This is a genomic window from Pseudomonas sp. S8 (assembly GCF_050473925.1).
In the GTDB taxonomy this organism is placed as follows: Bacteria; Pseudomonadota; Gammaproteobacteria; order Pseudomonadales; family Pseudomonadaceae; genus Aquipseudomonas; species Aquipseudomonas parakoreensis.
Window position 1 is genome coordinate 4,350,526 of record NZ_JBFDVZ010000016.1, and the last position, 22,978, is coordinate 4,373,503.

A 22,978-nucleotide genomic window follows, 5' to 3' on the forward strand; every position below is an offset into this window, starting at 1 on the left:
TCCTAACCGGGCCTCTGAAACGATTTGTTTTACCGCTTTAATCTAAAAAACCTAAACCATACGACGTAAAAGTCGGGAGGAAAGATGGAAACTGTAGTTGGTCTAACCGCTATCGCTGTTGCACTGTTGATCGGCCTGGGCGCACTGGGTACCGCAATTGGTTTCGGCCTGCTGGGCGGCAAGTTCCTGGAAGGCGCAGCGCGTCAGCCAGAAATGGTTCCAATGCTGCAAGTTAAAATGTTCATCGTTGCCGGTCTGCTCGACGCCGTAACCATGATCGGTGTTGGTATCGCTCTGTTCTTCACCTTTGCGAACCCGTTCGTTGGTCAGATCGCTGGCTAATTACCCGGATTCTTCCGAGTAATTTGATGTGATGGACAACGTAACTGCGAGGTGTTGGCGTGAACATTAATGCGACCCTGATTGGCCAGTCCGTTGCGTTCCTGATTTTTGTACTGTTCTGCATGAAGTTCGTATGGCCTCCGGTCATTGCGGCACTGCACGAACGTCAAAAGAAGATCGCTGATGGTCTGGACGCTGCCAGCCGAGCAGCTCGCGACCTGGAGTTGGCCCAAGAGAAAGCGGGTCAGCAACTGCGCGAAGCGAAAGCTCAGGCAGCTGAAATCATCGAGCAAGCCAAGAAACGCGGTAACCAGATCGTTGAAGAGGCTGTTGAAAAAGCCCGTATCGACGCTGACCGTGTGAAGGTTCAGGCTCAAGCCGAGATCGAACAGGAACTGAACAGTGTCAAAGACAAGCTGCGCGCCCAAGTGGGCTTGCTGGCTGTCGGCGGCGCCGAGAAGATCCTGGGTGCCACAATCGATCAAAACGCGCACGCAGAGCTGGTTAACCAACTGGCTGCTGAAATCTAAGCGAGGGCGATCATGGCAGAACTGACCACGTTGGCCCGACCTTACGCTAAGGCGGCCTTCGAGCACGCTCAGGCCCACCAGCAACTGGCCAATTGGTCAGCCATGCTCGGCCTGGCAGCAGCGGTGTCGCAAGACGACACCATGCAGCGCGTGCTCAAGGCCCCGCGACTGACGAGCGCAGAAAAGGCCGCCACGTTCATTGACGTGTGCGGCGACAAGTTCGATGCCAAGGCACAGAATTTCATCAATGTCGTTGCCGAAAACGACCGTCTCCCGCTTCTGCCGGAGATCGCCGCTCTTTTCGACCTGTACAAGGCCGAGCAAGAGAAATCGGTAGACGTTGAAGTGACCAGTGCTTTTGCATTGAACCAAGAACAGCAAGACAAACTCGCCAAGGTTCTCAGTGCACGACTCAACCGGGAAGTGCGCCTGCAAGTTGCGGAGGATGCTGCCCTTATAGGTGGTGTCGTTATCCGCGCCGGCGACCTGGTTATCGATGGCTCGATTCGCGGCAAAATCGCGAAACTTGCCGAAGCATTGAAATCTTGAGTTTGAAGGGGCAGCAGAGCAATGCAGCAACTCAATCCTTCCGAAATAAGTGAAATTATCAAGGGCCGCATCGAAAAGCTCGATGTGACCTCCCAAGCCCGTAACGAAGGCACTGTCGTCAGCGTATCTGACGGCATCGTGCGGATTCACGGTCTGGCCGACGTCATGTACGGCGAGATGATCGAGTTTCCGGGCGGCGTCTACGGTATGGCCCTCAACCTGGAGCAAGACTCCGTAGGTGCCGTTGTACTGGGCGCATACACCAGTCTGGCTGAAGGCATGAGCGCCAAGTGCACCGGCCGCATCCTCGAAGTTCCGGTAGGTAAGGAACTGCTGGGTCGCGTAGTCGACGCACTGGGTAACCCTGTTGACGGCAAAGGTCCACTGGGCAACACCGAGACCGACGCGGTCGAGAAAGTTGCACCGGGCGTGATCTGGCGTAAGTCGGTAGACCAGCCTGTACAGACTGGCTACAAGGCTGTCGATGCCATGATCCCTGTCGGCCGTGGCCAGCGTGAGCTGATCATCGGTGACCGTCAGATCGGTAAAACCGCTCTGGCGATCGACGCGATCATCAACCAGAAAGACAGCGGCATTTTCTGCGTCTACGTGGCAATCGGTCAGAAGCAGTCGACCATCGCCAACGTGGTTCGCAAGCTGGAAGAAAACGGTGCACTGGCTAACACCATCATCGTTGCAGCGAGCGCTTCGGAATCTGCAGCACTGCAATTCCTGGCTCCGTACTCCGGTTGCACCATGGGTGAATTCTTCCGCGACCGCGGTGAAGACGCGCTGATCGTTTATGACGATCTGTCCAAGCAAGCAGTGGCTTACCGCCAGATTTCCCTGCTGCTGCGCCGTCCACCAGGCCGTGAAGCTTACCCAGGCGACGTGTTCTATCTCCACTCCCGTCTGCTGGAGCGCGCATCCCGCGTTTCGGAAGAGTACGTAGAGAAGTTCACCAACGGCGCAGTGACCGGCAAAACCGGTTCCCTGACCGCACTGCCGATCATCGAAACCCAGGCTGGCGACGTTTCCGCGTTCGTTCCGACCAACGTGATTTCCATCACCGACGGTCAGATCTTCCTGGAATCGGCCATGTTCAACTCGGGCATTCGCCCTGCAGTGAACGCCGGTGTTTCGGTATCCCGTGTGGGTGGTGCCGCTCAGACCAAGATCATCAAGAAGCTGTCCGGTGGTATCCGTACCGCTCTGGCTCAGTACCGTGAACTGGCGGCATTCGCCCAGTTCGCTTCTGACCTGGACGAAGCGACCCGCAAGCAACTTGAGCATGGTCAGCGCGTTACCGAGCTGATGAAGCAGAAGCAATACGCACCGATGTCGATCGCTGACATGGCGCTGTCGCTGTATGCCGCTGAGCGTGGGTTCCTGACTGACATTGAAATCGCCAAGATCGGCAGCTTCGAACAAGCGCTGATTGCTTTCTTCAACCGCGATCACGCCGATTTGATGGCCAAGATCAACGTTAAAGGTGACTTCAATGACGAAATCGACGCTGGCCTCAAAGCCGGTATCGAGAAGTTCAAGGCCACCCAAACCTGGTAAGCCGCAGCGGGAGCCGCAAGGCTCCCGCTTGCTAACCTGATAGGTGTTACATGGCAGGCGCAAAAGAGATTCGCAGTAAGATTGCGAGCATCAAAAGCACGCAAAAGATTACCAGCGCCATGGAAAAAGTGGCGGTCAGCAAAATGCGCAAGGCACAAATGCGCATGGCTGCTAGCCGTCCTTATGCGGAACGTATCCGCCAGGTAATTGGGCATCTGGCCAACGCCAACCCGGAATACCGCCACCCGTTCATGATCGACCGTGAAGTAAAGCGCGTCGGTTATGTCGTAGTGAGCAGTGACCGTGGTCTGTGCGGCGGCTTGAACACCAACCTGTTCAAGGCCCTGGTCAAGGACATGGCGGTAAACCGCGAAAACGGCGTCGAGATTGATCTGTGTGTTGTTGGTAGCAAGGGTGCGGCCTTTTTCCGCAACTTCGGCGGTAACGTCGTTGCAGCTATCAGCCACCTGGGTGAAGAGCCGTCGATCAATGATCTGATCGGCAGCGTCAAGGTGATGCTGGATGCCTACCTGGACGGCCGTATTGACCGCCTGTCCGTGGTATCCAACAAGTTCATCAACACCATGACGCAACAGCCTACCGTGGAGCAGTTGATTCCACTGGTGGCGACCCCGGATCAAGAACTCAAGCACCACTGGGACTACCTCTACGAACCAGATGCCAAAGAGCTGCTAGACGGCTTGATGGTGCGTTACGTGGAGTCGCAGGTGTACCAGGCGGTGGTCGAGAACAACGCGGCCGAACAAGCTGCGCGGATGATCGCGATGAAGAACGCTACCGACAACGCCGGTGATTTGATCAGCGATTTGCAGCTGATCTACAACAAGGCGCGTCAGGCTGCGATCACCCAAGAGATCTCGGAAATCGTCGGCGGCGCTGCCGCGGTTTAACGGTTCAAATATTCAGAGGATCCAGCTATGAGTAGCGGACGTATCGTTCAAATCATCGGCGCCGTTATCGACGTGGAATTCCCACGCGACAGCGTACCGAGCATCTACGACGCCTTGAAGGTTCAAGGCGCCGAAACCACTCTGGAAGTTCAGCAGCAGCTGGGCGACGGCGTGGTACGTACCATTGCGATGGGCTCGACCGAAGGCTTGAAGCGCGGTCTGGACGTCAACAACACTGGCGCAGCCATCTCCGTACCGGTCGGTAAAGCGACTCTGGGCCGGATCATGGACGTACTGGGCAACCCGATCGACGAAGCTGGCCCGATCGGCGAAGAAGAGCGCTGGGGTATTCACCGCGCCGCTCCTTCCTTCGCTGAACAAGCTGGCGGCAACGAGCTGCTGGAAACCGGCATCAAGGTTATCGACCTGGTTTGCCCGTTCGCCAAGGGCGGTAAAGTCGGTCTGTTCGGTGGTGCCGGTGTAGGCAAAACCGTAAACATGATGGAACTGATCCGTAACATCGCCATCGAGCACAGCGGTTATTCCGTGTTCGCCGGTGTGGGTGAGCGTACTCGTGAGGGTAACGACTTCTACCACGAGATGAAGGACTCCAACGTTCTGGACAAAGTGGCCCTGGTTTACGGTCAGATGAACGAGCCGCCGGGAAACCGTCTGCGCGTAGCACTGACCGGCCTGACCATGGCCGAGAAGTTCCGTGACGAAGGTAACGACGTTCTGCTGTTCGTCGACAACATCTATCGTTACACCCTGGCCGGTACTGAAGTATCCGCACTGCTGGGCCGTATGCCTTCGGCAGTAGGTTACCAGCCGACTCTGGCTGAAGAGATGGGCGTGCTGCAAGAGCGCATCACTTCGACCAAACAAGGTTCGATTACTTCGATCCAGGCGGTATACGTACCTGCGGACGACTTGACTGACCCGTCGCCAGCGACCACCTTCGCCCACTTGGACGCCACCGTCGTTCTGTCCCGTGACATCGCTTCCCTGGGTATCTACCCAGCGGTAGACCCACTGGACTCGACTTCGCGTCAGCTGGATCCGAACGTGATCGGCAACGACCACTACGAAACCGCTCGCGGTGTTCAGTACGTGCTGCAGCGCTACAAAGAGCTGAAGGACATCATTGCGATCCTGGGTATGGACGAGCTGTCGGAAGCCGACAAGCAGTTGGTAAACCGTGCTCGTAAGATCCAGCGCTTCTTGTCGCAGCCGTTCTTCGTGGCTGAAGTCTTCACCGGTGCTTCGGGTAAATACGTTTCCCTGAAAGACACCATTGCTGGCTTCAAAGGCATCCTCAACGGTGACTACGACCACCTGCCAGAACAAGCGTTCTACATGGTTGGCGGCATCGAAGAAGCGATCGAGAAAGCCAAGAAACTGTAATCCCGGCGCCCGGCAACGGGCGCTAATTTAGGTTGAGGCAATCAGATGGCTATGACAGTCCATTGCGATATCGTCAGCGCGGAAGGGGAAATCTTTTCCGGCCTGGTCGAGATGGTGATTGCGCACGGTGCACTGGGTGATCTTGGTATCGCTCTGGGTCACGCGCCGCTGATCACTAATCTGAAGCCAGGTCCGATCCGCCTGATCAAGCAAGGCGGGGAAGCCGAGGTGTTCTACATCTCCGGTGGTTTCCTCGAGGTTCAGCCGAACATGGTCAAGGTGCTTGCCGATACCGTGCAACGTGCCGCCGACCTGGATGAAGCTCAGGCTCAAGCAGCCCTCAAGGCTGCCGAAGCTGCTCTGCACGAGAAGAGCGCAGATTTCGATTACGGAGCTGCGTCCGCACGTCTGGCCGAGGCTGCAGCTCAGCTGCGCACCGTCCAGCAGATCCGCAAGAAGTTTGGCGGTTAATCCGTCAGCCACTTGTTGTGCGATTGATAAAAAAGGGTAGCCTCGGCTACCCTTTTTTCTTTTCCGATTTTTACAACCCGGTCGCAGTTGCTGACCGCCCAGGATTGGTAGCCAGTCATGTCTCTCGAAATCGTTATTCTCGCGGCCGGTCAAGGCACCCGTATGCGATCGGCGTTGCCGAAAGTGCTGCACCCGGTTGCCGGCAATTCCATGCTTGGGCATGTTATCCACAGTGCACGGCAGCTCGATCCACAGCGCATTCATGTGGTGATCGGCCACGGTGCCGACGTGGTGCGCGAACGTCTGGCGGCTGACGACCTGAATTTCGTGCTGCAGGACAAGCAATTGGGCACTGGACATGCCACGGCTCAGGCGGTCCCGTTCATCAGTGCTGATACCGTACTGATCCTTTACGGTGACGTGCCTTTGATCGAAGTCGAAACCCTGCAGCGTCTGCTCAAGCACGTCGTACCGGGGCAGATGGGCCTTCTGACCGTTGAGCTGGAAGACCCGACGGGTTACGGCCGCATCGTGCGCGGCGCTGACGGCAAGGTTGCTGCCATCGTCGAACACAAAGATGCCAGCGAAGCCCAGCGCGCGATCACCGAAGGCAATACCGGCATTCTCGCTGTCCCGGCCAATCGTTTGGCCGACTGGATGAGCCGCCTGTCAAACAACAACGCGCAAGGTGAGTACTACCTGACCGACGTGATCGAAATGGCGGTCAACGATGGTCTGGTGGTGGCCACCGAGCAGCCGCACGACCCGATGGAAGTGCAAGGCGCCAATGATCGCAAGCAACTGTCGGAACTGGAGCGTCATTACCAGCTGCGCGCCGGCCGCCGCCTGATGGCGCAAGGTGTGACCCTGCGTGACCCGGCGCGATTCGATGTGCGTGGCGAAGTCACCGTCGGTCGCGATGTGCTGATCGACGTCAACGTGATTCTCGAAGGCAATGTTGTCATCGAGGACGACGTGGTGATCGGCCCGAACTGCGTGATCAAGGACAGCACCCTGCGTAAAGGCGTGGTGATCAAGGCCAACAGCCACATCGAAGGTGCGGTGTTGGGTGAAGGCAGCGATGCCGGTCCTTTCGCCCGTTTGCGTCCCGGCACGGTTCTGGAAGCGCGCGCGCATGTGGGTAACTTTGTCGAACTGAAAAACGCGCGCATGGGCGAGGGCGCCAAGGCCGGGCATCTGACCTACCTGGGCGACGCGGAAATCGGTGCACGCACCAACATTGGCGCCGGCACCATCACCTGTAACTACGATGGCGCCAACAAATGGAAAACCGTGTTGGGCGAAGATGTATTCATCGGCTCCAACAACTCGTTGGTCGCGCCTGTGGATATCTCGTCCGGTGCAACCACCGCGGCTGGCTCGACCATTACCCAGAATGTGGATAACGCGCAGTTGGCCGTTGGTCGGGCGCGGCAGAAAAATATCGATGGCTGGAAGCGGCCGGAGAAGATCAAGAAGAGCTGAGTTTTCCACAGCAGTTTTAACATCAAAAGATCGCAGCCTTCGGCAACTCCTATAGAGGATGCCGGGGGCTGCGATTTTTTTATGGCGTGAGCTTGACGATTGAAGGGCAATAGGTTTTGATTGCTTACGTTATCTTTCGAAACGAAACTTAAGCCGCCATGTCGAAACGCAATACACCCCAGCGCCGCCACAACATTCTCGCCTTGCTCAACGAGCAGGGCGAAGTCAGTGTGGATGAACTGGCCAAGCGCTTCGAAACCTCGGAAGTTACGATCCGCAAGGATCTGGCTGCGCTGGAAAGCCATGGTCTATTGCTGCGCCGTTACGGCGGGGCAATCACGATGCCGCAGGAGCTGGTGGCGGAACCCGGCCAAAGCGTTTCGAAGTACAAACAGGCGATTGCCCGCGCTGCCGTCAAACGTATCCGCGAGCACGCCCGCATCATCATCGACAGCGGCAGTACCACCGCCGCCATGATCCCCGAGCTGGGCCAGCAGCCGGGTCTGGTCGTCATGACCAACTCCCTGCATGTCGCCAACGCCTTGAGCGAACTCGAGCACGAGCCGGTGCTGCTGATGACTGGCGGCACCTGGGATCCGCATTCGGAGTCCTTCCAGGGCCAGGTGGCGGAGCAGGTACTACGCTCTTACGACTTCGACCAGTTGTTTATCGGCGCCGATGGCATCGATCTGGTGCGCGGTACCACCACATTCAACGAGTTGCTCGGTCTGAGCCGGGTGATGGCTGACGTGGCGCGGGAAGTGATCGTGATGGTCGAGGCCGACAAGATCGGCCGCAAGATTCCCAACCTGGAGCTGCCGTGGAGCAGCGTCCATACCCTCATTACCGATGATCGCCTGCCACAAGAGGCCCGCGATCAGATTCAGGCCCGCGGTATCACATTGATTTGCGCGGCTGTCAGTCAGGAGAAATAAGCATGTGTGGAATTGTCGGCGCAGTTGCTGAACGTAACATCACCGCCATCCTGCTTGAAGGCCTCAAGCGCCTTGAATACCGCGGCTATGACAGTGCCGGGGTGGCAGTTTTCACCAACGACGAAAAGCTCGAGCGCATGCGCCGCCCGGGCAAGGTCAGCGAGCTGGAAGCAGCATTGGCCGCACAGCCGCTGGTTGGCCGTCTCGGTATCGCCCACACCCGTTGGGCGACCCACGGTGCACCATGCGAGCGTAACGCGCACCCGCATTTCTCCGGTGATATCGCCGTGGTGCACAACGGCATCATCGAGAACCACGAAGCCCTGCGTGAGCAACTGAAAGCGCTGGGTTACGTGTTCACTTCGGACACCGATACCGAAGTCATCGCGCACCTGCTGAGCCACAAACTCAAGGATCAGCCTGACCTGACCGTCGCGCTGAAAGCCACCGTCAAAGAGCTGCACGGCGCCTACGGTCTGGCCGTGATCAACGCACAACAGCCGGATCGTCTGGTTGCCGCGCGCAGTGGCAGCCCGTTGGTGATCGGTCTGGGCCTGGGTGAGAACTTCCTCGCCTCCGACCAGTTGGCCCTGCGCCAGGTCACTGACCGCTTCATGTACCTGGAAGAAGGCGATATCGCCGAAATTCGCCGCGATAATGTGCAGATCTGGGACGTCAATGGCAACGCCGTCGAACGCCAGACCGTGCAGTACAGCGATGGTGCCGAAGCCGCCGACAAGGGCGAATTCCGCCATTACATGCTCAAGGAAATCCACGAACAGCCCGTCGTGGTGCAGCGTACCCTCGAAGGTCGTCTGAGCAACAATCAAGTGCTGGTGCAGGCCTTCGGCCCACAGGCTGCCGAATTGTTCGCCAAAGTGCGCAATGTGCAGATCGTCGCCTGCGGTACCAGTTACCACGCCGGCATGGTTGCGCGTTACTGGCTCGAAGAACTGGCCGGTATTCCGTGCCAGGTCGAAGTCGCCAGCGAGTTCCGCTACCGCAAGGTGGTGGTGCAGCCGGATACCCTGTTCGTCACTATCTCGCAGTCCGGCGAAACCGCCGACACCCTGGCCGCGCTGCGCAACGCCAAAGAGCTGGGCTTCCTCGCCAGCCTGGCAATCTGCAATGTGGGCATCAGTTCGCTGGTGCGTGAGTCCGACCTGACCCTGCTGACCCAGGCTGGTCGCGAAATCGGTGTGGCTTCGACCAAGGCGTTCACCACGCAACTGGTCGGCCTGCTGTTGCTGACCCTGTCGCTGGGGCAGGTGCGCGGCACGCTCGGCAAAGGCGTTGAAGCCACGCTGGTGGAAGAGTTGCGTCGCCTGCCGACCCGTCTGGGTGAGGCACTGGCCATGGACAGCACCGTGGAAAAAATCGCCGAACTGTTCGCCGAGAAGAACCACACCCTGTTCCTCGGCCGTGGTGCGCAATTCCCGGTGGCGATGGAAGGTGCCTTGAAGCTCAAGGAAATCTCCTACATCCACGCCGAAGCCTACCCGGCTGGTGAACTGAAGCACGGCCCGCTGGCGCTTGTGGATAACGACATGCCGGTGGTCACCGTGGCGCCGAATAACGAACTGCTGGAGAAGCTCAAGTCCAACCTGCAGGAAGTCCGTGCCCGTGGCGGTGAACTGATCGTATTCGCTGACGAGAAGGCCGGGATGACCAACGGCGAAGGCACCCACGTGGTGCAGATGCCGCATATCCACGACATTCTTTCGCCGATCTTGTACACCGTCCCGCTGCAACTGCTGTCGTACTACGTCGCGGTGCTCAAGGGCACCGACGTCGACCAGCCGCGTAACCTGGCGAAGTCGGTGACGGTGGAATAAGTTATCCACAGCTGACATTGACCCGCAAAAATCGCAGCCTCGGCTGCGATTTTTGTATCCGACTCGAGGGCATCCATGGACCGCTTCCAGGAAATGCAAATCTTCGCCACGGTGGCTCAGGAGCAGGGCTTCTCGGCAGCGGCGCGACGCCTTGGCTTGTCCGCCGCCAGTGTCACTCGCGCGGTTGCAGCGCTGGAGCAGCGTATTGGCACGCAGTTGCTGATCCGTACCACGCGCAGTGTGCATCTGAGCGAAGCGGGTCAGCGTTATCTGGAAGACTGTCGGAGAATTCTCGTCGAAGTGCAGGAAGCCGAGGATTCGGCGGCCGGCAGTCACGCCCAGCCCCGTGGGCAATTGACGGTGACTGCGCCGGTTTTGTTCGGTGAGTTGTTTGTCACGCCACTGATGACCAGTTATCTGACGCAATACCCGGACGTTTCGATCAATGCGCTGTTGGTTGATCGGGTGGTGAGCATGGTCGAGGAGGGCATCGATGTCGCGGTGCGCATCGGTGAGTTGCCGGACAGCAATCAGCACGCGATCCGGGTTGGCGAAGTGCGGCGGGTGATCTGTGCGTCGCCGGCCTATCTGGCCCGGTACGGCCGCCCCGAGCATCCACAGGCGCTGGCTGGCGCGCCGGTGGTGGCGACCTCGGCCATCGGCCAGTTGCGCAGTTGGCCGTTTGTGGATCAGGGCGAAGCGATCAGCGTGCGGCCAGAACCGAGGCTGGTGGTCACCGCCAACCAGGCGGCGATTACTGCGGCTTGCCTGGGCTTGGGGCTGACCCGGGTGTTGTCTTATCAGGTCGCCGGCAAGGTGGCCTGCGGTGAGCTGGAAATTGTCCTCGCCGACTTCGAACTGCCGCCGCTGCCGATCCATGTGGTGTATCAAGGCGGGCGCAAGGCTCCGGCGCGGGTACGCAGTTTTGTCGACCATGCAGTGAAAGCCTTGCGAGAGCATCCGGCGTTGCAGAACGCAGCATTATTTCATCCAGTGAAATAATCGATTGCGATTGCTGGTGATTCTGTTGCTTTGAGGATGGGGGGAAGATGGCCCCCATCGGCGCTGCCATCCCGAACGGCGCCACCTCCAGCGGAGTCGACCATGCAAGCGATCAAACTCTACAACTTCCCGCGTTCCGGCCACGCCCATCGGGTGGAGCTGATGTTGTCCCTGCTGCAACTGCCGACCGAACTGATCCTGGTCGATCTGGCCAAGGGTGAGCACAAGCAGGCGCCGTATCTGGCGATCAACAGCTTCGGCCAGGTGCCGGCGATCGATGATGGCGATGTAGTGCTGGCCGACTCCAACGCGATTCTGGTGTACCTGGCGCTCAAGTATGGCAATGGTCGCTGGCTGCCGACCGATCCGCTGGGCGCTGCAAGGGTTCAGCGCTGGCTGTCGGCCGCAGCAGGGCCGATTGCTTTCGGACCTGCTGCTGCCCGATTGGTGACGGTGTTTGGCGCACAGTTGAATGCTGAAGAAGCGATTACCCGTGCGCACAACCTGCTCAAAGTGATGGACGTGGAACTGGGCAAGACCCCGTATCTGGCCGGCAGCGAGCCGACCATCGCCGACGTGTCCGCCTACAGCTACATCGCCCATGCGCCGGAAGGCAACGTGTCACTGGACGACTACACCAACGTGCGTGCCTGGCTGGCGCGGGTTGAAGCCTTGCCCGGTTTTGTCGGCATGCCACGCACGGTCGCTGGTCTGCAAAAGACTGCCTGAGGTTCAGCCCTGATCTGATCGAGTTATCCACAATGCGCCGGCGGCGCGGGGAGAGGCGTGATGGAACGTTCACCGTGGCACGCTGGCGAGCAACAACTGCAGGCCCATGTCGGCGTTGCCGAGCGCATGGAGGCCTTTGGCCGAAAAGTGATTCGCGACTGGATGCCGGATCAACACCGCGCCTTTTATGAGCAATTGCCGTTCATGCTGTACGGCGCGGTCGATGGTGACGGGCGTCCATGGGCCAGTGTGCTCGAGGGCGCGCCAGGGTTTGCTCATTCGCCTGATCCCGGGCACCTGCATTTCGCCAGCCAACCCGTTGCTGATGATCCAGCGCAATTGCGCAATGGCGAACCGATCGGATTGCTCGGCATTGAATTGCATACCCGCCGCCGCAATCGCCTCAACGGTCATGTCGCTAATCTCACCGAGCAGGGTTTCGAGGTGAGCGTGGATCAGGCTTTCGGCAACTGTCCGCAATACATCCAGTTACGCCAGTTTCAGCGCGTACCGCTGACCGATCCGCAGACGCGGCCAGCGCAGCACGGCAACGGTCTTGATGACGCGGCCCGGGCGATGATCGAAGGCGCCGACACCTTCTTTGTCGCCAGTTACGTCGATGCCGACGGACAACGTGCGGTGGATGTTTCCCATCGTGGCGGGCAGGCCGGATTTGTCCGGGTTGAAGGTCATCGCCTGACCATCCCGGATTTTGCCGGCAATCTGCACTTCAACACGCTCGGCAATCTGCTGCTCAATCCCAAGGCTGGCCTGCTGTTCATCGACTTTTCCACAGGCGATGTGCTGCAACTGAGCGGGCGGACCGAAATCATCCTTGAAGGGCCGCAGATTGAAGCGTTCCAGGGCGCCGAGCGTCTGTGGACATTCGAGGTCGAGAAACTCGTGCGGCGTCCGGCGGCACTGGCCCTGCGCTGGCGCTTCGACGGTATGTCGCCCACCAGCCTGTTGACCGGCACTTGGGCCCAGGCCGATGCACGCTTGCAGGCCAAGGCCTTGGGTGACCGCTGGCGGCCGCTGCGGGTAACCCGCATCGAAAGGGAGAGCCAGCACATCCGCTCGATCTATCTGCAACCGGACGACGGTGCAGGGATGCCAGTGTTTCAGGCCGGCCAGCATCTGCCGCTGCGCTTCATTCTGGGTGGAGAAACGCATATCCGCACCTACAGCCTGTCGAGTGCGCCATCGGATGATTTCCTGCGCATCAGTGTGAAACGCGAGGGCCTGGTTTCAGGCCATTTGCACCAGCAGATCCGGGTCGGCGATGTCCTCGAGGCACGGGCGCCACAGGGGCACTTCACGGTGGCGCCGCTGGAACAACGGCCGCTGGTGCTGCTGGCGGCGGGAGTTGGCATTACGCCGTTGCTGTCGATGCTGCGCGAGGTGGTGTATCAAGGCCTGCGCACTCGGCGGATTCGGCCGACGTGGTTGCTGCAGAGTTCGCGCAGCCTGGCCGATCAGCCGTTTCGCCAGGAACTCGATCGCTTGCTGGAAAATGCTGGCGACGCGGTGCGGGTGATTCGCCTGCTCAGCCAGCCGGAAGCCGATGTGCATGAAGGCGTGGATTTCGACCGCCATGGGCGCATTGATCGGGCACTGCTGCGCGATCTGCTGGAGGTCGAGGATTACGACCAGATCGATTTTGCTGTGTGTGGCCCCGGCGCTTTCACCCAAAGTGTCTACGACGGGCTGCGTGAGCTGGACATTCGCGACGCACGGATTCACGCCGAAACCTTCGGCCCTTCAACGCTCAAGCGCCAGCCGGACCCGGATGCGGTGGTCATCGAGCAGCCACCGGCCGCCATCACGTCAGTGCCGGTGATGTTCGAACGTTCTGCCAAGGAAGCGCGCTGGCAGCCGGACGGCGGCAGTCTGCTGGAGCTCGCAGAAAGCCGTGGCCTGCGCCCCGAGTTCAGTTGCCGGGGAGGTTCGTGCGGCACCTGCAAGACGCGCCTGGTCAGTGGCGCGGTGAATTATCCACAGCCCCCGGCGGACATGCCGGAAGCGGGGCAGGTGCTGATTTGTTGCGCGGTGCCGGCGCAGAGTGAGCAATTGCTGGTGCTGGATCTGTAACGCAACTCCCCCTGTAGGAGCTGCAGCAGGCTGCGATCTTTTGATCCTGGGTTTTTTAAAATCAAAAGATCGCAGCCTGCGGCAGCTCCTACAGAGGATTGATGTGTTGTGGTGGATCAGGCGTAAGACAGGTCTTTCTCTTCGAGCAGCTCCTGATACAACGCGGTCCACTTGCGGCCCATCTCGTCGGCGGTAAACAACTGCCGGTAACGCGCCTCGGCCTTGATGCCCATGGCCGCCGCGCGTTCGGGGTTTTCCCAGAGGGTACGCATCGCCTCGCGAAACGCCTGTGGATGACTCGGTGGCACCACCAACCCGGTTTCGTTGTGGATATTGATGTAGCTGGTGCCGGTGCCGATTTCACTGGAGATCATCGGCTTGCCGTACATCGCGCCTTCGAGCAGCGAAATGCCAAACGCTTCGGAGCGCAGATGCGAGGGGAACACGATGGCGTAGCTCAGTTGCAGCAGGGCAACTTTGTCTTCATCGCCCAGACGCCCGAGGAAGTGGATATTACGCAGGCCCAGCGCGGCGGCCTGGGCATGCAGTTCCAGTTCCAGCGGCCCGGCACCGACGATGACCACCGGATAATCCACGTCCTTCAAGGCATCGAGCAGGATGTGCAGACCCTTGTAATAACGCATGACCCCGACGAACAGGAAAAACTTGTCCCCAAGCTGTTGGCGCCAGCGATTTATGCGTTCGCTGTCGGCCTGTGGATAACCCGCCTTGTTCAAACCGTATGGAATCACCCGGGTCTTGTCCTGGAACTGCTGCAACACGTCGCTGGTGTGCAGGTAGTTCGGCGAGGCCGCAACAATCCGGTCGGCGCTGGCCAGGAAGCGGTTCATCAGCGGGCGGTAGAGTTTGAGCAGATGCTTCTGGCGAATGATGTCGGAGTGGTAGGTCACCACGCTCGGTTTGTTCAGGCCGCAGGCAAAGTGCACCAGGTCCATGAACGGCCACGGAAAGTGATAGTTGACCACATCGGCTTCGGCCGCCAGTTCGCGAAACTGTTTGAACACGCTCCAGGAAAACCCGGTGGAGGCGAACTGGATGTCGAGTCTGGCGCGATGCACCTCGTGTGAGCCGAGTTGCATCACAGGAGGGGTCGGGTCGGCGCTGAGGGTCAGCACCTGACCGTCGATGCCGTGATGCGCGCCGCTTTCGCAGAGCTGGAAGATCACTTGTTCGATGCCGCCGACCGAATCTGGCAGGTACGTCTTGAAGAAATGAAGAACTCGCATTCAGCCTCCCATGGCCTGGCGGTAGGCACCGGCGGTGGCCTGTGCGCAACGTTCCCAGGAAAATAGCCGCGTCCGGTGCAATCCGGCTTCTCGGCAGGCCTGCCAATGCGCTTGATCGTCGATCAGGCGGATCAGCGCATCACGCAAGCCCTGTGCATCATCAGGTTCAATGTAGTTGCCCGCCGCGCCGGCGACTTCCGGCATGGCTGAAGAACGGGTGAGAATCACCGGAGTGCCACTGGCCATGGCTTCCAGTACCGGCAATCCGAAGCCTTCATACCGCGACGGAAACACCAGCGCCCGGGCGCCGGCCAGCAGTTGTGCGACCTGTTCATCCGGCAGATAGCCGAGCAGGCACACATGCCCCGACGCGAGGGCCTGACGCAGTTCATCGCTGAACTGGGCCTGTTGCCAACCGGCCATGCCGACGATCAGCAGCGGAAAACGCTGGCGTACGGCCTCCGGCAGCAGGGCATGGGCGCGCAATGCCAGGCTGAGGTTTTTGCGCGGCTCCAGAGTACCGACACACAGGAAATATTCGCGCGGGGCAACGGCATGTGCCTTGAGCACCGCTTCGATAGCGTCGGGTTGCCGTGGGTGGAAGCGCTCGGCCACACCCAGTGGCGCCACCACGAAACGCTCGGCCGGCAGACCAAAATAAGCCTGCGCCTCGTCGGCAATCGCCTGCGAGTCGGTGATGATCCGTTGCGCCTGTTGCACGCCCGCAGCGAGGCGCCGTTCTATTTCCTTGAGGCGCGCCAAGGGCTGGGTCTCAGGGAAATGCAGATGGGTCAGGTCGTGCAGGGTGATCACGGTCGGGCCATCGAAGGCCAGCGGCCACAGGCTCGGCTCGTGATACAGGTCGATGCCTTGCGTGCGGCCCTGATCGAAACGTTTCTGCTCCAGCCAGCGCCGCGCCTGATAGGCCCCGGGGATCTGCCGCAGCAGTGGCGTCAAGCGCGAGTAGCCGGGCATGGCCGCTTCCGGCAGGGCCGAGCTCCAGCCCCAGCCATGAAACAACGCCACCTCGACTTCAGTGCTGGCGCGCAGGGCGCGGACCAGTTCGGCGACGTAATGGCCGATGCCAGTGCGTGGCGCCTGAAGAATCCGCGCGTTAAGAGCAATGCGCATGCTGGCCTTCGGATGCGGGCAGTGGATGGTTCAGGTTGCGCTCGATGCGCTGCACCAGTTGTGCGCTTGCTTCGCGCCAGCTCAGCCAACGCCATTGGTCGAGGCTCAGAGGTGCCGGAAACTCACCCGAGCGCTCCATCCTGAGCACCAGGTCGGTAAGACTTTTCGGGTTGTGCAGGTCGAAATACGCCATGTAATCGCCGCCGATTTCGCGGAACACCGGGATGTCGCTGGCCATCGCCGGCAGCCCGCGTTGCATGGCTTCCACCAGAGGCAGGCCGAACCCTTCGACATGTGACGGGAACACCAGTGCGGTGGCGTGGGAGTAGGCGTGCTCAAGGCTTTTGTCCGAGAGCGAGTTGAACATGAACAGGCGACGGTTCAGTTGTGGGTGCTGGCGGATCCGCTCGATCAGGGCTTCGCACTTCCAGCCGATTTTCCCGGCGATGCACAAGCGCGCTGTGGAGCCAGCCGCCCAGGCACGTTCGAACGCATCGAGCAGGTAGGCGTGGTTCTTGCGCGGCTCGATGGTGCTGACCATCAGGAACACCGGCTCCGGGGTCTTGAACAGGTTCAGCAGGTTGCGATCGACCTCCGCTGCGGCGTCAGTCAGGTCCAGTTCGGAACCCAGGTGGAAGTAATCGAACCAGCGCTGCTGGACCTGTTGCGTGCCGATCCGGCGCAACATCTCCTGGCGCACCTGATCACGAATGGTGGTCGAGATCGCGACATAGCCATCGGCCGTGCGTGCAATCCAGTCGAACCAGTCATTGAACACCTTGACCAGACCCGCGTCGCAAAACTGCGGATGGGTCAGCGGGATCAGGTCGTAGATCACCGAAACGATACCCACGCCATCGCGTTTGAGTTGTTCGGCCAAGGGGAAAAAGTTGGCGTGCCAGGAGGAATCGAGCAACACCAGTTGATCGCCGGCCCGATGTTGCAGCGGCACGCAACGCTCGGGGATCGGTTTGCCCTTGAGCAGGCGCCCGAGTACGCGCATCGGCAGGCTGAAACAGGCGAACGCGGTGAGCCGGCAGAGCACATACAACACCCGCCGGGCGAAATGCGACTGGCTGAAAGGCCGGCGTCGTTCCAGAGCGCGATGGCGCAACCAGAAGCTGTTGGCCCACTGTTCCAGCTTCACCCGCAGGCTGGTCAGATTGATTCTCGGGGTTTTGATCGGCGCCAGGCTTTTCACCTCATACAGGGCACCGTCGAGCATCACCACCGGGATGCATTCGCGCTCGGCGTTGGCTTCTGGCAACTGTTGAATGACGTTGCGCACCACGCGTTGAATGCCCGAATTGGCGGACGGGTGTTCGAAAACGTAGGTGCACTCCATCAACAGTCGTGTCATCGCGAGATCTCCCTGTCTGGCTGCGGCGTTGCGTGTTCGCTGGAGCGGCTGATCTCGGTCCGGGCTTGCAGCCATGAGCAACCGACAAAGTCTTCCTGACGGTTGTTGATGACGTGGAAGACCAGACCGTAATCGCGCCATTCGAAATTGCGATCCAGATGCGAATCCAGACGCGACAGGCTCAGCGCCACCGAATAGCTGCCCTTGCCCAGGCGCATATCGAAGGCGAAGCGGAACGTCACCTGTTCACCGGCGCTCAGGTCGCTGATCGCCTGGTCCTGGCGATGGGTATTGATGCCGTAGATCGCCTGGCCGAGGCGATCCTTGATCAGAAAGCCCAACACCAGTCGTTCGATGTCCTCGCGCACCTCGGTCTGCACTTCCAGCACCACTGGCTGGCCGACTTCCGCCACTTCCAGGCTGCGCCCTTGAGCGTCGAGCAGGCGCACGCTGACGATTCCCGCTTCACCGGTCCCGGAAATGGTCTGCACCTGGCCGTTGGCGAGCATTTCCTGGCGCACGATCTGCCCTTCGCGCTGGGCGAGCATGGCGTTGTAGTAATCCATGACCTCTTCGGGTTTGCCGCGCATGGCCAGGCGGCCGTTCTCCAGCAGGATCGCGGTGTCGCAGATCGACTGAATCGCCGAACGGTCGTGGGACACGATCAACAGCGTGGTGCCAGCCTTGCGAAAGTTGCGGATGCGCTCGAAGCTTTTGTGCTGGAAGTAGGCATCGCCCACCGACAGCGCTTCATCGACGATCAGGATGTCCGGACGGCGCGCGGTGGCGACACTGAAGGCCAGGCGCATCTGCATGCCGCTGGAATACGTGCGCACCGGGTGATCGATGGCTTCGCCGATTTCGGCAAAGCTTTCGATCTGCGGCATCAAGGCTTCGATCTCTTCGACCTGCATGCCCAGTAACTGGCCGGCCATGAACGCGTTCTGACGCCCGGTGAAATCCGGGTGGAAACCCATGCCCAGCTCCAGCAGCGCGGCCACGCGACCTTGCAGTTGAACCTGCCCGCAGCTGGGTTGCGTGGTGCCGGTGATCATCTTCAGCAGCGTACTTTTGCCCGCGCCATTGACCCCGACGATGCCGACGGCTTCGCCGGGCTGAATCTCGAAATCGATGTCCTGCAGGATCCAGTGCAAGTGGTGCCGCGTGCCGGAAAACGGCACCAGCCACTCGAACAACCGGCTCCAGCGATTGGGGTATTGCTTGTAGGCCTTGCCCAGGCCACTGACGCGTATATGTCCCATCAGAGTTCATCCACCATTTCGCCGACACGTTGCCGGAACAGGCGCAGGGCCATGGCGCAGAACAGCAGGCCGAGGATCAGCAACGGCAGCAGCGATGACCAGTTTGGCCACTGGTTGTAGAGGAACACGTTCTGGTAACTGGTCATCAACGCCGTCATCGGGTTGAGGCTGATCAGGTGCTGGATGCCCGGCGGCAGGATCGACAGCGGGTAAACGATGGGGGTCAGCCAGAACCAGAATTGCAGGCAGATGCCGAACATCTGTCCGACATCGCGGAAGAATACGTTGAGGATGCCGAGGATCATCCCCAGCCCGGCGGCGAAGATCACCTGCACCAGCAACAGTGGAATCAGCGCCAGCAAGGCCATGCCGGGCAGGCGCCCGCTGATCAGCAGAAAACCGAAGAACAGCGCGAGAATGATCGCGAAGTTGATCCCGGCGTTGAGCAGCGCAATCACCGGCAGGCAGATCCGCGGGAAGCTGATTTTCTTCAGCAGGTTGGCGTTTTCCAGAAACATGCTCTGGCTGCGCGAGGTGATTTCCGCGAACAGTCCCCAGGTCAGCAGGCCCGCGCACAGGTACACACTGTAGGCCAGGCCGTCATCCACACCCGGCAGGCGCGCGCGCATGATCTGGGAAAAGATCACCGTGTACACGACGATCATCGACAACGGGTTGAGCACGGTCCACAGCGCGCCGAACAGCGAATTGCGATAACGCGCCTGAAACTCCCGCTTGACGCTGCCGAGGATGAATCCGCGATAGCTGCGCAGCGAGCGATACAGGGAAAGCAGCATCAAACCGTCCTGCCGTATTGGTCTTCGAAGCGCACGATATCGTCTTCACCCAGGTATTCGCCGCTTTGCACCTCGATGATCACCAGGTCGATCACGCCGGGATTTTCCAGGCGATGGCGGTGCCCGGCGGCAATGAACGTTGATTCGTTCTTCGCCACCAGATGCGTGCCGGTACCGTTGTTGGTGACCTTGGCCATGCCTTCGACCACCACCCAGTGTTCGTTGCGGTGATGGTGCATTTGCAGCGACAGCTTGCCGCCGGGCTTGACCACGATGCGCTTGATCTTGAAGCGCGGGCCTTCCTCGAGCACGGTGTAGGTGCCCCACGGACGGCTGACCGTGCGATGCAGGCGGTAGGCTTCGTGGGACTTGTCCTTGAGCTGCTTGGCGACGCGCCGCACATCCTGGGCGCGATCGGCGTGGGCCACCAGCACGGCGTCGGCGGTGTCGACGATGATCAGGTTATCCACACCCACGGCAGCCACCAGCCGGCCTTCGCTCTGCACGAAGTTGTTGTGACTGTCGATGAACACCGCTTCGCCGCTGGCGCGATTGTTGTCGGCATCGGCCGGTACCAGTGCGGCCACGGCGCCCCATGAACCAATGTCGCTCCAGTCGAAACCGGCGGGTACCACCACGACTTTGTCCGAGCGTTCCATCAACGCGTAATCGATGGAGATGTCGGTGATCTCAGCGAACAGCGCTGCTGACAGTTCCTGTTGCAGACAGCCGACGGTTTCCACCGGGGCGCTGGCCTCCATGCAGGCGCGGGTCTGCTCCAGCAACTCCGGCGCGTGCAATTGCAACTCGTTGATCAGGGTCGCGGTGGTGAAGCAGAACATGCCCGAGTTCCACAGGAAGTTGCCGCTTTCCAAATAATGCGTGGCGGTTTGCAGGTCAGGCTTTTCCACGAAACGCTGCACTTTTGCCGCGCCTTTGGCATCCAGTGGCGCGCCGGTTTCGATGTAGCCGAAGCCGGTTTCCGGGGCGGTCGGCAGTACGCCGAAGGTCACCAGATAACCGTCCTTCGCCAGGTTGACCGCGTGTTCGACGGCGCTCTTGAGGGCTTGCTGATTAACGATCAGATGGTCGGCGGGCATCACCACCATGATCGCGTCGTCACCGTGCAACGCTTGCAGTGACAAGGCCGCCGCAGCAATCGCCGGGGCGGTGTTGCGCCCGGTCGGCTCCAGCAGGAAGTGTCCGCGATGGCGCGACACATGTGCGGCGCAATAGTGATCCTTGCTCTGGAAGTAGTATTCGCGGTTGGTCACCGTAACGATGTCGCCCCAGCCGTCCAGCAATGCGGCGGCACGCTGATAGGTCTTGCCCAGCAGCGACTGGCCGTCGGGCAGGGTCATGAACGGCTTGGGATGGCCCTCGCGGGACACCGGCCACAGACGAGTGCCGGCGCCGCCGGACAGAATCACGGGGATCAGCATGGCCTACTCCTTGGCGACGCGTTTCATGTCCGCATCCATCATCATGCGGATCAGGGTGTCGAGGTCGGTTTTCGGTTTCCAGCCCAGCACGCGCTGCGCCTTGGCCGGGTTGCCAAGCAGCACTTCGACTTCGGCGGGGCGGAAGAACACCGGGTCGATCTTCACATAATCGCGGTAGTTCAAACCGACGTGATCGAAAGCGATGCGGCACATCTCGCGCACGGTGGTGGTGATGCCGGTGGCGACCACGAAATCGTCAGGTTTGTCCTGCTGCAGCATCAGCCACATGGCTTCGACGTAGTCACCGGCAAAGCCCCAGTCGCGTTTGGCGTCGATGTTGCCCAGGGCCAGTTCCTGCTGCTTGCCCTGTTTGATGCGGGCAGCGGCGTCGGTCACCTTGCGGGTGACGAATTCAATGCCGCGCAGCGGCGATTCATGGTTGAACAGGATGCCACTGCTGGCGTGCAGGTCGAAACTTTCACGGTAGTTGACGGTGATCCAGTGGCCGTAGAGTTTGGCGACACCATAGGGGCTGCGCGGGTAGAACGGCGTGTTCTCGTCCTGCTGCTCAGCCTGGATCAGGCCGAACATTTCGCTGGTCGAGGCCTGATAGAAACGGGTGTGCGGGCTGAACTGGCGGATCGCCTCAAGCAGGTGGGTCACGCCCAGGCCATCGACGATGCCGGTGGTCACCGGTTGATTCCAGGACGCGGCGACAAAGCTTTGCGCGGCCAGGTTGTAGACCTCGTCCGGCGCCGACTTGATCACCGCGCGTTGCACCGAGCAGGCATCGGCCATGTCACCGTCAAGGTAGACGATGTCGCCTTCGACGCCCATCTCGCGCAGGCGCCAGCGTGAATCGCTGCTGCGCCGTGCGACCAGACCGTGAACCTTGTAGCCCTTGTCGAGCAGTAGTCTGGCCAGATAAGCGCCGTCCTGGCCGGTGATCCCTGTGATCAGTGCACTTTTCATTCTTGTCGTACTCGCTGCTCCCAGTCGGACAGGATCGCCCGCAAGGATTGTTGTGTTGTAATTTTCGGCGCCCATCCCGTGACTTGGGCAAGCCTTGCATGACTGCCGCAAACGCGACGCTGATCCGCGCGGCGCATGCGCGCCGGATCCTGGACCAGTTGCAGGTCGACCTCGGCAAGGTCGGCCATTTGCTCGATCAAACTGCGGATGCTTTGCTCGCGGCCCGAGCAAATGTTGTAGACCTGCCCCGGCGTACCCTTTTCCAGCAGAGCGAAATACGCCGCGATCACATCGCCGACATTGAGGAAATCGCGCGTGACGTCGATGTCGCCGACCTCCAGTTGCGCGGCTTGCAGGCCTTGTTTGATGCGGTTGATCTGGCGTGCAGCACTGGCGATGACAAAGTTGTCTTTCTGCCCGCTGCCGATGTGGTTGAACGGCCGCGCCACCAGCACTGGCCAGCCTTCGCTCAGGCCCCATTGCAGGCAGAGGAATTCCGCCGACAGTTTGCTCACGGCGTAGGGATTGCGCGGGCAGGGCGGTTGCAGTTCAGTGATGGGCAGGGCGCTTTCGGCAACCTGACCATAGACGTCGCCGGAACTGACATACAGGAACGTCCCGCGAAAGCCACGGTCCTTGAGGGCCTGTAACAGATTGAGGGTGCCGAGCAGATTGATTTCGAGCGTTCGGCCCGGGTCACGGAAAGCTTCGGGAACGAAGGTCTGGCCGGCCAGATGAATCACCGCGTCGGGCAATTGTGGCCACAGATCGGTGAGGCTGGTCGCAGCCGTGAGGTCGTAGGGCGCCGCCGCAGACAGCAGTTCCCACGTCGAGCCAGGCTGTTCCAGATGCGACTGGAGATGTTGTCCCACGAACCCACTGAGGCCCGTGATGAACAGACGTTTTTTCAAACACTG

General features: G+C 60.2%; 21 protein-coding genes. 13 read left to right on the top strand and 8 right to left on the bottom strand.

Annotation, left to right across the window (positions count from 1 at the left end; translation table 11 throughout):
* The first annotated feature begins 84 nt into the window (after positions 1-84).
* The 13 genes from atpE (at position 85) to AB1J88_RS20790 (ending at position 13,850) form a co-directional block, all read left to right on the top strand.
* Positions 85-342, top strand: coding sequence for a F0F1 ATP synthase subunit C (gene atpE, locus AB1J88_RS20730; RefSeq protein ID WP_003097235.1), 258 nt, complete (start codon positions 85-87; stop codon positions 340-342).
* Between the two features lie 59 nt (positions 343-401).
* Positions 402-872 (top strand): F0F1 ATP synthase subunit B, encoded by a 471-nt coding sequence (locus tag AB1J88_RS20735; protein WP_011336718.1) that lies wholly within the window; start codon positions 402-404, stop codon positions 870-872.
* 12 nt (positions 873-884) lie between these two features.
* Positions 885-1,421: a F0F1 ATP synthase subunit delta gene (locus AB1J88_RS20740; protein ID WP_007911956.1), complete on the top strand. Its 537-nt coding sequence runs from the start codon at positions 885-887 to the stop codon at positions 1,419-1,421.
* A 21-nt stretch (positions 1,422-1,442) separates the two neighbouring features.
* Positions 1,443-2,987 carry a F0F1 ATP synthase subunit alpha gene (gene atpA, locus AB1J88_RS20745; protein ID WP_041073579.1) on the top strand — a complete coding sequence of 515 codons (1,545 nt, stop codon included), beginning with the start codon at positions 1,443-1,445 and terminating at the stop codon, positions 2,985-2,987.
* Between the two features lie 50 nt (positions 2,988-3,037).
* Positions 3,038-3,898: a F0F1 ATP synthase subunit gamma gene (gene atpG / locus AB1J88_RS20750; protein WP_007954161.1), complete on the top strand. Its 861-nt coding sequence runs from the start codon at positions 3,038-3,040 to the stop codon at positions 3,896-3,898.
* A 27-nt stretch (positions 3,899-3,925) separates the two neighbouring features.
* On the top strand, positions 3,926-5,302 hold the full coding sequence (gene atpD, locus AB1J88_RS20755) for a F0F1 ATP synthase subunit beta (RefSeq protein WP_007954162.1): 1,377 nt from the start codon (positions 3,926-3,928) through the stop codon (positions 5,300-5,302).
* A gap of 45 nt (positions 5,303-5,347) precedes the next feature.
* A complete protein-coding gene (locus tag AB1J88_RS20760; RefSeq protein WP_007954164.1) occupies positions 5,348-5,773 on the top strand; it encodes a F0F1 ATP synthase subunit epsilon in 426 nt (141 codons plus the stop codon).
* Positions 5,774-5,890: 117 nt separating this feature from the next.
* Positions 5,891-7,258 (top strand): bifunctional UDP-N-acetylglucosamine diphosphorylase/glucosamine-1-phosphate N-acetyltransferase GlmU, encoded by a 1,368-nt coding sequence (gene glmU / locus AB1J88_RS20765; protein WP_041073575.1) that lies wholly within the window; start codon positions 5,891-5,893, stop codon positions 7,256-7,258.
* A 158-nt stretch (positions 7,259-7,416) separates the two neighbouring features.
* Positions 7,417-8,193 (top strand): DeoR/GlpR family DNA-binding transcription regulator, encoded by a 777-nt coding sequence (locus AB1J88_RS20770; RefSeq protein ID WP_095137804.1) that lies wholly within the window; start codon positions 7,417-7,419, stop codon positions 8,191-8,193.
* A 2-nt stretch (positions 8,194-8,195) separates the two neighbouring features.
* The gene (gene glmS / locus AB1J88_RS20775; RefSeq protein WP_430291865.1) at positions 8,196-10,028 is read left to right on the top strand and encodes a glutamine--fructose-6-phosphate transaminase (isomerizing); all 1,833 of its coding nucleotides are present in this window, start codon (positions 8,196-8,198) and stop codon (positions 10,026-10,028) included.
* A gap of 75 nt (positions 10,029-10,103) precedes the next feature.
* A complete protein-coding gene (locus AB1J88_RS20780; RefSeq protein ID WP_430291866.1) occupies positions 10,104-11,030 on the top strand; it encodes a LysR family transcriptional regulator in 927 nt (308 codons plus the stop codon).
* Between the two features lie 102 nt (positions 11,031-11,132).
* Positions 11,133-11,759: a glutathione S-transferase family protein gene (locus AB1J88_RS20785; RefSeq protein WP_430291867.1), complete on the top strand. Its 627-nt coding sequence runs from the start codon at positions 11,133-11,135 to the stop codon at positions 11,757-11,759.
* Between the two features lie 60 nt (positions 11,760-11,819).
* Complete coding sequence (locus AB1J88_RS20790) at positions 11,820-13,850, top strand: pyridoxamine 5'-phosphate oxidase family protein (protein ID WP_430291868.1); 2,031 nt, start codon at positions 11,820-11,822, stop codon at positions 13,848-13,850.
* Between the two features lie 116 nt (positions 13,851-13,966).
* Here the strand turns inward: AB1J88_RS20790 and AB1J88_RS20795 are convergent, their stop codons facing one another.
* Genes AB1J88_RS20795 through AB1J88_RS20830 form a run of 8 tightly spaced genes read right to left on the bottom strand, consistent with a single transcriptional unit; the run spans position 13,967 to position 22,972 of the window.
* Positions 13,967-15,097, bottom strand: coding sequence for a glycosyltransferase family 4 protein (locus AB1J88_RS20795; protein ID WP_430291869.1), 1,131 nt, complete (start codon positions 15,095-15,097; stop codon positions 13,967-13,969).
* A complete protein-coding gene (locus AB1J88_RS20800; protein ID WP_198759157.1) occupies positions 15,098-16,228 on the bottom strand; it encodes a glycosyltransferase family 4 protein in 1,131 nt (376 codons plus the stop codon).
* Positions 16,212-17,588 carry a glycosyltransferase family 4 protein gene (locus tag AB1J88_RS20805; protein WP_430291870.1) on the bottom strand — a complete coding sequence of 459 codons (1,377 nt, stop codon included), beginning with the start codon at positions 17,586-17,588 and terminating at the stop codon, positions 16,212-16,214. The genes AB1J88_RS20800 and AB1J88_RS20805 overlap by 17 nt, the downstream gene beginning before the upstream one ends.
* Entirely contained in the window at positions 17,585-18,850 is a 1,266-nt protein-coding gene (locus AB1J88_RS20810; protein WP_430291871.1) for an ABC transporter ATP-binding protein, read from the bottom strand. Before AB1J88_RS20810 ends, AB1J88_RS20805 begins: the two co-directional genes overlap by 4 nt.
* Positions 18,850-19,647, bottom strand: a complete 798-nt coding sequence (locus tag AB1J88_RS20815) for an ABC transporter permease (RefSeq protein WP_041073796.1) — start codon at positions 19,645-19,647, stop codon at positions 18,850-18,852. Before AB1J88_RS20815 ends, AB1J88_RS20810 begins: the two co-directional genes overlap by 1 nt.
* The gene (locus tag AB1J88_RS20820) at positions 19,647-21,089 is read right to left on the bottom strand and encodes a mannose-1-phosphate guanylyltransferase/mannose-6-phosphate isomerase (protein ID WP_108184282.1); all 1,443 of its coding nucleotides are present in this window, start codon (positions 21,087-21,089) and stop codon (positions 19,647-19,649) included. Before AB1J88_RS20820 ends, AB1J88_RS20815 begins: the two co-directional genes overlap by 1 nt.
* A gap of 3 nt (positions 21,090-21,092) precedes the next feature.
* Positions 21,093-22,061 (bottom strand): GDP-mannose 4,6-dehydratase, encoded by a 969-nt coding sequence (gmd, locus tag AB1J88_RS20825; RefSeq protein ID WP_430291872.1) that lies wholly within the window; start codon positions 22,059-22,061, stop codon positions 21,093-21,095.
* Positions 22,058-22,972: a GDP-mannose 4,6-dehydratase gene (locus AB1J88_RS20830; protein WP_430291873.1), complete on the bottom strand. Its 915-nt coding sequence runs from the start codon at positions 22,970-22,972 to the stop codon at positions 22,058-22,060. The genes gmd and AB1J88_RS20830 overlap by 4 nt, the downstream gene beginning before the upstream one ends.
* Between the last annotated feature and the right edge of the window lie 6 nt (positions 22,973-22,978).